The sequence below is a fragment of the Nocardioides sp. genome (assembly GCF_964229035.1).
In the GTDB taxonomy this organism is placed as follows: domain Bacteria; phylum Actinomycetota; class Actinomycetes; order Propionibacteriales; family Nocardioidaceae; genus Nocardioides.
Map to the genome: position 1 here is coordinate 22,712 of NZ_CAXRAZ010000042.1, position 9,744 is coordinate 32,455.

The following is a 9,744-nucleotide window of genomic DNA, read 5'->3' on the forward strand; positions in this document are numbered from 1 at the left end:
CCATGCCCTCTCGGACCGTCCGCTCGCTCACCCTCGCCGCCCTCGCGGTCGCCGTCGTCCTGCCGCTCGGCGGGTGCGGCGAGAGCGACTCCGGCACAGCCGACGAGGGCGGAGCCGCGGCCGGCTCCGGCGCAGCGGCGGCCGGCGCGGGTGACGGCGAGTGCAAGTGGGAGGCCGACTACTACGAGGATTCCGCCCGGATCGACGCCGACGGTGACGTCACGTTCAACGGCTCCTACGACCCGCTGAGCACCACCGCGCCCCCTGACACAGCGGTGACCCTGGATCCGCAGGAGATCGAGTCCTTGATGGCGGCCTGCGGCAGGGCCATGCCGACGGCCGAACCGACGGCCGACCCGACAGCCGAGGGCGGTGTGGACGAGGGAGAGGGCCCGTCGCCGACGGCCCAGCCGACGGTCCCTCCCGCGCCGTCACGCGACCCACAGCGCCCCAACGCGTGGCTCGACGACGAGACGTTCACCGAGGGCGCACTGTCGAACGGTTTCCAGATCGTCGTCGCGCCCGGCGTGAGCGCCGCGCAGGCCCGCCGCGCACTGGGCCCGGTGCGCGCACCGGGCGAGGACGACATCTCCGGGCGCGTCGGCATCACCGAGCACGGCGGCGCCGCCGTGCTGTTCACCGACGCCTACATCCCCGACGAGATCACCGAGAGGCTGAGCCGGCTCTCGCCGTCGTCGAGGCTGGCGACCTGCGGCTCCTCCATCAACCGTGACGACAGGGTGCTGGTGCTGCAGAACGGGCGCATCCTGCGACACTTCGACCCGCTCCTGGCCCAGTCGTACGACGGCACCTCGCCGCTACCTGAGGAGAAGGGCCTCGACCTCGAGAACGACACCGAGGCCGCCTCCATCACACTGCTCGAGCGCCTCACCGGCGTCGACCTGACCCGCGCCGTCGTCGACCGCGCTCTCGGGTCGGCCGTGGTGCCGCTCGACCGCGACCTGTTCCCCGTGTATGACGAGTGAGCCCTGAGCCGAGGAGCGCCTGCGCGCGGCGAGGGTCGCCAGCGACGCCCGGAGCCACTAGCGTCAGCGGGATGAGCCTGCTGCAGCGCCGCCGCCCCGCCCGCCTCGCCGCGCTGGCGGTCGCCGGCGTCGCGGCCAGCCTGGTGCTCGGCGGGTGCGGGTCGTCGTCCACGGCCTCGGACCCGGCTGCCTCCAGCGCGCCCTCAGGCTCCTCCTCGAGCGCCGGCGACCTCGGCTGGCTCGACGCGGCGAAGTACCGCACCGACGGCCTGCAGGTCGTGGCCGTGCCCGGCCTCTCCGTGGACGACGCGCGCGCGGCGCTGGGCAAGGTCCGTGCGGGCGACCCGGCCTCGAGCGACGACGCGTACGTCGGGATCGGCCTGGCGGCGGTGGGCGACGGCGTCGTCCTCACCTCGCGCAGCGTGGTGCCCGACGACAGCGTGGCGGCGCTCAGCAGGGCCAGCGGCGGCACGGCTGCGGCGTTCTCCCTCGGTTCCGACGGCACCACAGCACTGCTCGCCGTGAAGGACGGCGAGGTCGTGCGCTACGTCGACCCCGTGTCCGGCACCGCCTACGCCGACGGGCCCGCACTGCCGCAGGAGAAGGGACTCGACTTCTCGGAGGCACCGGGCGCGGCCGGCCTGACCTTCGTGCAGCGCCTCACCGGCATCGCCGTGAGCGAGGACGACGCCACCCGCGCGAGCAAGGCGCTCGTCGTCCAGCTCGACCAGGATCCCGACGTGTCGGGCGGCGAGGGCTGAGCGCTCTACCGCAGCTCCGAGGGATCAGCCCTCAGCGACGCTGAGGCGGGCCTTGAGCAGCGGCACGGCCGGGTGGCGGTCGCTGGTGTCGAGGGTGCGCAGACACGCCTCCACCACCGCGGTGTCGTGGGGCACCAGCTCGAGGTAGCGCAGCACGGCGTCGGGCTGCGGGTCGGCGAGCAGCGCCTCGCGGACGGCGACGGCCACGTACTCCCCCATCTCCACCAGCGCCGGGCTCTCGGTGCCGGGCAGCAGGTCGCCGCCGTAGGCCTCGACGGCCGCGCCCACCGCGCCGCGGCGCAGCAGCCCGAGCACGTGCTCCACGTCGGTGGCGATCGGCATGAGCAGCCGGTAGGGCCGCGAGGCGAGCTGCCCGGCGAGCGCCTGGCGCAGGTGCGACACCTCCGCCTTCAGGGTGGAGAAGGTGACCGCGTGGTCGCCGTAGAGCATCGCGTGCAGCTGCTCGAGGGAGAGCCCGTCGGGGTTGAGGGCGAGGAGGGCGAGGATCTCGGTCTGGCGGCGGTTCAGCAGCAGACGGCGACCGTCGACGTGCGCCTCCGCCGTGCCGAGCAGGCTGAGCACCAGGCCCGAGGCCGCGGGCTCGTCGTCGCCGGCCTGCACGTACTGGCTGCTGCGGGGCATGGCCTGCTCCAGCATCCGGGCGAGCACGCGCGCGGTGGCCATGCCGATCGGGTGGGTGCGCTCCCAGGTCGTGGAGATGTCGATGACCCCCAGCTGCGCACCCGACACCGGATCGTGCAGCGGCGCGGCCCAGCACACCCAGTTGTGGACGACGGGCGCGAAGTGCTCGGCGCTGAAGACCATCGCGGCGCGGTCGTGGCGGTTGGCGAGGTCGAGCGCGTTGGTGCCCATCACGGTGTCGCTCCACCGGGCCGCCGGCACGAAGTTCACGGTCTCGGCCTTGCGGCGCATCACGCGACCGCCGTAGGTCCACAGGATGCGGGTGTCGGGATCGGTGACGGCGAGCACCAGGTCGCCGTCCTCGGCGGTGCGGCGCAGCTCGTCCTCCACCCGCTCCACCGCCACCTGCAGGGGCGAGCCCTGGAAGTAGCTGCGGGTCTCGCCCTCGTCGGCCAGCGGCGCCGAGCTGACGTCCGGCGCCACCTTGGCGCCCGAGGACCGGCGCCACGACTCGAGGATCTCGGGCCGCACCAGGTCGGCGGCCCGATCGCCCTGCTCGACGAAGGTGCTCCAGGCTCGCAGTGAGGCCTGCCGACGCTGGTCGAGGTCTCCCATGCCTCCCACCGTACCCGCCGGGCTGTGACCGCCGTCACGGCCCATGGTCCCCTTCTCGGTGGCCCGACCGGTGGGGCGGGCGTGGTCGAGGCGGGCCGTCGCCGGCGGCCAGGGAAGGTCGTCGGGACTCGTTACGAGATCCGCTGACCTGCCTGGAAGTGGCCTTTCCACAGGGGTCGACGGCACGTCCGAGTTGTGTCGGACGTTCGTGCCACCATCTCCGTATGACTCTCGGGGATGGCTTCGACGATGTGAACGGTGGCGTGGACGACGGTCCGTTCGCGCCGTTCGACGGCGTCGCATCGTCCGCGCTGCTGGACGTGTTGGCGGACGAGGAGCAGGCTCGTCAGGCCTCCGAGATCCGTACGTGGCAGGGCATCGTGGCCTGGGCCGAGCGCAACCTCCACGACGGTGACGACAACGTGGAGAAGCCGGTCGAGGACGTCGTGGCCGCGCTCGACACCGGCGTTCGGCTTGCCGGTGACGGCGCGCCGTTGGTGGCGGAGTTCGCGTTGATGGAGCTGGTGGCGGTGCTGGGCCGTACGCCGGAGGGTGGACGCCGTTACGTGGCGCGGATCCTGGAATGCGCCTGGCGGCTCCCGCACGTCTACGCCGCCGTGACCTCTAGCCGGCTTGCTCCGTGGCGGGCGGCGAAGATCGCCGACGCGACGATCGATCTGAACGCTGATGCGGCCGGGTTCGTGGACCGGCAGTTGTTCGCGGCCCACAAGGTGTCGTGGGCCCAGCTGGACCGGCTGAGCGATGAGGCGATCAAGCGTTTCGACGCCGAGCTGGCCGAGGCCCAGCGTCAGCGTGAGTGCGAGCAGCTGGGGGTGCGGTTCTCCGACCCCACCGCCGACGGCATCTCCTACCTCGACGCCACCCTCGACGCCGGCGACGCTGCCGACCTCGAGGCCGCCACGAAGCGGCGGGCGGCGACGCGGGCGCAGTTCGGGGACGAGTCCTCCCACGACGTTCGGATGGCACGTTCACTCGGCGACATGGCGCGTGCTGATCTGGAGCTCGACCTGACCATGGTCGATGAGGGCACCGGCGAACTCGTCACCGCGTCCGTGGGAAGGAAGGCCGAGGTGGTCGTCCATCTGACGCCGGAGTCGCTGACGGGTGACAACCCGGTCGGGCGCTGCAACGGCAGGCCGGTCGCCACGGCACAGATCAGGGAGTGGTTGCAGCAGGCTTCTCACATCACGGTGCGCCCTGTGGTCGATCTCGCCGACTGCGACCACGTCGATGCCTACGAGATCCCCGACCGACTCCGCAGGCACACCACCTGGCGCGACCACACCTGCCGCTTCCCCGGCTGCACCATCCCCGCCACCAGCTGCGATCTCGACCACCGCACGCCCTACGACCAGGGCGGCGCGACCTGCCCGTGCAACCTGACCCCGCTGTGTCGACGCCACCATCGCGCGAAGACCCACAGCAGATGGCGCTACACGGCACTCGCACCCGGCATCTACCGGTGGACCAGCCCCCTCGGCAGGCGGTTCCTCGTCACCCCCACCGGCACCTACCCCCAGCGCGAATAGCCCCCGCCCCGCGATCGCCTCTCACCTCACCTGGTCTCGTGACGGCGCCGGCGCGCCTCCTCGACTACGGGCGGTGACCATCCGGCGTTGAGGCGACCGGCCACGGCCGTATCGAAAACGGCCACGGCTCACTGCAGCCTGCCCCCACCCGAGTCTCGAGACGGCGCTGGCGCGCCTCCTCGGTCACGAGAGCGAAGATCCCGCGCGCCCTCAGCCAGACACTTCGCCGAGCTGGCCGATCAGCCGGTCGACGTCCACGGCGGAGGTAGTGTCCACCACGAGCTTGCCGCCGTCGAGCCCGAAGTCGAGCGGAGGCATGTCGAAGAGCGCTGCTCGATCTGCCCGCGCCTGTGTACCTTCGCGGGTGTCGAGGTGCCCCGAGTGCCGCCAACGTCGGGCGAACCGCGCGGCGGCGACCTCCGGCGGACACGAACAGCGCACCTCGACCATCGGCGACCCGATCGCCCGAATTCGATCGATCACGTCGACGTCCCACCAGTTGACGAGGATCGCGGATCCCGCGCGAGCGGCGACACGCACGAGCACCTCGTCGGCGGCGCGGCTCAGCCGACGTCGCTGAACGTCGTCCTCGCAGCCGAGTGCGTCGAAGAGCGACTCGAGGATGTCGTCCTTGTCGATCAGCGCGACACCGAGCCGGTCGGCCAACGCAGCCCCCACCGTCGACTTGCCGCTCGCCGGCAGGCCGGAGACGACGATCAGCCGGTGATCGCCCGCGGCCCTCACGCGTGGATGCGTCCGTCGAGCGCCGCGAGGGGCTGGCCGCTGCCGCCCCAGCGGCCGGCGACGATCTCGGCGGCGATGCTGACCGCCGTCTCCTCGGGGGTGCGGGCGCCGAGGTCGAGACCGATGGGACTCGAGAGGCGCGCGAGCTCGGCGTCGGTGAGCCCTGCCTCGCGCAGGCGGGTCATCCGGTCGTTGTGGGTGCGGCGCGAGCCCATCGCGCCGATGTAGCCGACCTCGGGGAGGCGGAGCGCGACCTCGAGCAGGGGCACGTCGAACTTGGGATCGTGGGTGAGCACGGCGAGCACGGTGCGGGCGTCAATACGACCGGCTTCCTGCTCGGCGGCGAGGTAGCGGTGGGGCCACTCGACGATCACCTCGTCGGCACCCGGGAAGCGGCTGGTCGTGGCGAACACGGGTCGGGCGTCGCACACGGTCACGCGGTAGCCGAGGAAGGCACCCATGCGAGCGACCGCGGCCGCGAAGTCGATGGCGCCGAACACCAGCATCCGCGGGCGGGGCGCGAAACCCCAGACGAACACCCGCATGCCCTCGCCGCGACGCTCCCCGTCGGGTCCGTAGCTGAGGGTGCCGCTGTGCCCGGCGGCGAGCAGGCCGAGGGCGTCGTCGCGCACGGCGTCGTCCGCGCGGGCGGAGCCGAGGCTGCCGGCGACCTCCTCCCCCGGCCTGAGGACGACGCGCCGCCCGACGAACCCGGGATCCGGGTGCTCCACGACGGTCGCCACCGCGACCGGCCGCCCCGCCTCGATGTCGGCGGCGATCGCGCCCAGCTCGGGGAAGCTCTCGCGGTCGACCCGCTCGACGAAGACGTCGAGGATGCCGCCGCAGGTCAGGCCGACGGCGAAGGCGTCGTCGTCCGAGACCCCGTAGCGCTGCAGGACCGCATCGCCGGAGGCCACGACCTCCTGCGCCAACTCGTAGACCGCGCCCTCGACGCACCCGCCCGACACCGACCCCACTGCCGAGGCGTCGGGGCCGACGAGCATCGACGCGCCGGCCGGCCGCGGGGCCGAGCGGAAGGTCGCGACGACAGTGGCCATGCCGACCGTCTCGCCGGCCTCCCACCACGCCAGCAGCTGGGGCAGCACCTCACGCATCGCGGATCACCTCGAGAAGTTCGGCGAAGGTCGCGAGCGAGTGGCCCGCGAGGAAGGAGTCGACGTGGGGCAGCACGGCGCGCACGCCGCCCTGCACCGGCTCGTAGCCGGCCTTGCCGCGGTGCGGGTTGACCCACACCACGCGGTGGGCGAGGCGCCGCAGCCGCGCCACCTGCTCACCGAGCACGGTCGGGTCGCCCCGCTCCCACCCGTCGCTGAGGACGACGACCACCGCCCCCCGCGCGAGGCCGCGCTGCCCCCAGCGGTCATTGAAGGCGCGCACCGTGTCGCCCAGGCGCGTGCCGCCCGACCAGTCGGGCACCGCCTCCCCCGCCGCGGCGATCGCGCGGTCGGGGTCACGGCGGCGTAGGGCGCGGGTGAGGCGGGTCAGGCGGGTGCCGAGGCTGAAGACCTCGACGTCGCCGGCGGGGCAAGCGGTGACCACCCGGTGGGCGAGGCGCAGCAGGGCGTCCGCGTAGCCGCCCATCGAACCCGAGATGTCGATGAGCAGCACCACGCGGCGGGTGCGGCGGGCTCGCTCGCGGCGTCGGATGCGATCGGGCTCCCCCATCCGGCGCAGGCTGGCGCGCAACGTGCGGGCGGGGTCGATGTCGCCGCGGTGGTGCGGGGTACGGCGGAAGGCCGGGCGGGTGGGCAGCGCCACCGGGAGGGCGGCGAACATCGCGGCGAGCAGGGCGCGCTCGGCGGGGTCGAGCGTGGCGACGTCGCGGTGGCGCAGCACCTCGGCCGCGCTGGCCGCGGCCCGCAGCGGGTCGTCGTCGGCGTCGGCCCCGCCCGCGTCGTCCTGGCTGTCGGGCAGGAGCGCAGCGGCGACCTGGGGGCGCAGCGCGGTGCGCGGGCGGCGTCCGGGCTCGGCGAGGTCGCGGGTGAACCACTCCTCGAAGACGCGGTCGTGGCGCTCGAGGTCGTCGGGCGAGGCGCAGAGGGTGGCGTGGCCGGCGGCGAGCACGGCCGCCCGGTCGCCGAGGCCGAGCAGCGCGGTGGCCTCGAGGTAGGTGAGGGCGCGGTCCTGGGTGACCGACACCCCGGCCGAGCGCAGGGCACGGGTGAACCCCAGCAGGATCTCGTCGGCGCCGGCCGCCGCAGCGGCGACGCTCATCGGGCGAGCATCTTGTCGAGGGCGGCCTTGGCGCGGTCGGTGTCGTCGCGGTGTTTGACCAGCGCACCGAGGGTGCGCGCGGCGACCTCGAGGTCGAGCTGCGCGGTGCCGAGATGGTGCAGCGCGCGCACCCAGTCGAGGGTCTCGGCCACGCCCGGCGGCTTCACGAGGTCCGCACCGCCGCGCAGCCCCTGCACCGCCGCCACCACCTGCTCGGCCAGGTGCTCGCTCACCTCGGGTGCGCGCGAGCGCACGATCGCGACCTCCCGCTCGAGCCCGGGGTGGTCGATCCAGTGGTAGAGGCAGCGGCGCTTGAGCGCGTCGTGCAGCTCGCGCGTGCGGTTCGAGGTGAGGACGACGGTCGGCGGCACCGCGGCCGCCACGGTGCCGAGCTCGGGGATGGTGACCTGGAAGGTCGAGAGCACCTCCAGCAGGAAGGCCTCGAACTCGTCGTCCGCGCGGTCGACCTCGTCGATCAGCAACACCGCGGGGCTCTGCTGGAGCGCGGCGAGCACCGGGCGGGCGAGCAGGAAGCGCTCGTCGTACAGGCTCTTCTCGGCCTCCTCGACACCACCGACACCGCCGGCTCCCCCTGCGCCGCCAGCCACTGCCTCGAGCGCGCGCAGGTGCAGGATCTGGCGCGGGAAGTCCCAGTCGTAGAGCGCCTGGGTGGCGTCGATGCCCTCGTAGCACTGCAGGCGCACGAGCGGCCGGTCGAGCGAGGCGGCGATCGCCTCGGCGAGCGCCGTCTTGCCGGTGCCCGGCTCGCCCTCGAGCAGCAGCGGGCGCCCCATCCGCAGGGCGAGGAACAGCACGGTGGCCAGCTCGTCGTCGCACAGGTAGCCGGTGTCGCCGAGGCGGGCGGCGAGCGCCGCCGGATCGGCGGGGTCGGCGAGCGCGGGGACGACGGGGTCCATGGCCCCGACCCTAGGAGGTGTGGCGTTGGTCACCGGTTGGCCGGGTCACCCCAGCACGTCGACGTCGCGCCCCGTGGCCAGGTCGCCGCACTCGATGAGCTCGACCGTGTGCTCGGCGAGGTAGTCGCGCGCACCGCGGTCGCCGCCGGCGATCTCGAGCACCGGGCGCCAGTGGTCGCGCCCCAGCACGACCGGGTGCCCGGGGCGGCCGTCGAAGGCCGCGCGGGCCAGCAGCGCGGACGGCGAGTGGCCGGGCAGCGCGGCCAGCGCCACGACCCGCGCCACGACGTCCGCGCCGACGTCGGGCAGGTCGACGAGGTGGACGACGGCGCTCGGCAGCGTCTCCTCCCCCGGCGAGGGGTGGTCGACCAGGGCGCGCAGGCCGGCGCGCAGGGAGGCGGCCATGCCCTCCTCCCAGTCGTGGGCGCGCACCACCTCGACGCGGGTGAGGTCGGGCAGGCCGTCGGCGAGGACCCATTCGGCCTCGTCCGCCGAGGCCCCGAGGACGACGGTCACCGAGCCGCAGCCGCCGTCGAGCAGGACCTCCGTGGCACGACTGACCCAGGGGCGACCGTCGGGGTCGCGCACCAGGGCCTTCGGGGTCCCGAGACGACGACCGGCACCGGCGGCGAGCAGGAGCCCGTGAGGTGCGGTCATGGTCCCGACCCTGCCACAGCGCGCGAAAACGGCCGCACGGCCCCGCCGTGGAGGCGGGGCCGTGCGGGTGATGCGGGTGGTGCGGGTGGGGTGGAACTCAGAAGTCCATACCGCCCATGCCGCCGGTGGGGTCGCCCGCGGGGGCGGCCTTCTCCGGCTTATCGGCCACGACGGCCTCGGTGGTGAGGAACAGCGCGGCGATCGACGCGGCGTTCTGCAGCGCCGAGCGGGTGACCTTGGCCGGGTCGATGATGCCGCTGGCGAGCAGGTCGACGTACTCGCCGGTGGCCGCGTTGAGGCCCTGGCCGGCGGGGAGGTTGGCGACCTTCTCCGCCACGACGCCGCCCTCGAGGCCGGCGTTGATGGCGATCTGCTTCAGCGGGGCCGACAGCGCGACCTTGACGATGTTGGCACCGGTGGCCTCGTCGCCCTCGAGCTCGAGCTTGTCGAACGCGGTGGCGCCGGCCTGGACCAGCGCAACACCGCCACCGGGCAGGATGCCCTCCTCGACGGCCGCCTTGGCGTTGCGCACGGCGTCCTCGATGCGGTGCTTGCGCTCCTTGAGCTCGACCTCGGTGGCCGCGCCGACCTTGATGACGGCCACGCCGCCGGCCAGCTTGGCGAGGCGCTCCTGCAG

At 73.8% G+C, this 9,744-nt stretch carries 10 protein-coding genes; 3 read left to right on the plus strand and 7 right to left on the minus strand.

Annotation, left to right across the window (positions count from 1 at the left end; all coding sequences use genetic code 11):
* Positions 1-2: 2 nt before the first annotated feature.
* Both ACERUN_RS13440 and ACERUN_RS13445 read left to right on the plus strand, forming a co-directional pair.
* Positions 3-986: a DUF6461 domain-containing protein gene (locus ACERUN_RS13440; RefSeq protein WP_370290512.1), complete on the plus strand. Its 984-nt coding sequence runs from the start codon at positions 3-5 to the stop codon at positions 984-986.
* A gap of 71 nt (positions 987-1,057) precedes the next feature.
* On the plus strand, positions 1,058-1,747 hold the full coding sequence (locus tag ACERUN_RS13445; protein ID WP_370290513.1) for a hypothetical protein: 690 nt from the start codon (positions 1,058-1,060) through the stop codon (positions 1,745-1,747).
* A 24-nt stretch (positions 1,748-1,771) separates the two neighbouring features.
* Here the strand turns inward: ACERUN_RS13445 and ACERUN_RS13450 are convergent, their stop codons facing one another.
* Positions 1,772-3,004, minus strand: a complete 1,233-nt coding sequence (locus tag ACERUN_RS13450; protein WP_370290514.1) for a transcriptional regulator — start codon at positions 3,002-3,004, stop codon at positions 1,772-1,774.
* Between the two features lie 224 nt (positions 3,005-3,228).
* Between ACERUN_RS13450 and ACERUN_RS13455 the strand changes: the two genes are divergently transcribed.
* Positions 3,229-4,554, plus strand: a complete 1,326-nt coding sequence (locus ACERUN_RS13455) for a hypothetical protein (RefSeq protein WP_370290515.1) — start codon at positions 3,229-3,231, stop codon at positions 4,552-4,554.
* A 210-nt stretch (positions 4,555-4,764) separates the two neighbouring features.
* Here the strand turns inward: ACERUN_RS13455 and ACERUN_RS13460 are convergent, their stop codons facing one another.
* The 6 genes from ACERUN_RS13460 to ACERUN_RS13485 form a co-directional block, all read right to left on the minus strand.
* Positions 4,765-5,298: an AAA family ATPase gene (locus ACERUN_RS13460; protein WP_370290516.1), complete on the minus strand. Its 534-nt coding sequence runs from the start codon at positions 5,296-5,298 to the stop codon at positions 4,765-4,767.
* Positions 5,295-6,413 (minus strand): XdhC family protein, encoded by a 1,119-nt coding sequence (locus ACERUN_RS13465; protein ID WP_370290517.1) that lies wholly within the window; start codon positions 6,411-6,413, stop codon positions 5,295-5,297. The genes ACERUN_RS13460 and ACERUN_RS13465 overlap by 4 nt, the downstream gene beginning before the upstream one ends.
* The gene (locus ACERUN_RS13470) at positions 6,406-7,533 is read right to left on the minus strand and encodes a VWA domain-containing protein (protein WP_370290518.1); all 1,128 of its coding nucleotides are present in this window, start codon (positions 7,531-7,533) and stop codon (positions 6,406-6,408) included. Before ACERUN_RS13470 ends, ACERUN_RS13465 begins: the two co-directional genes overlap by 8 nt.
* Complete coding sequence (locus tag ACERUN_RS13475) at positions 7,530-8,450, minus strand: AAA family ATPase (RefSeq protein ID WP_370290519.1); 921 nt, start codon at positions 8,448-8,450, stop codon at positions 7,530-7,532. The genes ACERUN_RS13470 and ACERUN_RS13475 overlap by 4 nt, the downstream gene beginning before the upstream one ends.
* Before the next feature lie 45 nt (positions 8,451-8,495).
* Complete coding sequence (locus ACERUN_RS13480) at positions 8,496-9,107, minus strand: NTP transferase domain-containing protein (protein ID WP_370290520.1); 612 nt, start codon at positions 9,105-9,107, stop codon at positions 8,496-8,498.
* Positions 9,108-9,204: 97 nt separating this feature from the next.
* Positions 9,205-9,744, minus strand: a 540-nt coding sequence (locus ACERUN_RS13485) for a TCP-1/cpn60 chaperonin family protein (RefSeq protein ID WP_370290521.1), incomplete at its 5' end; no start/stop codon positions are given.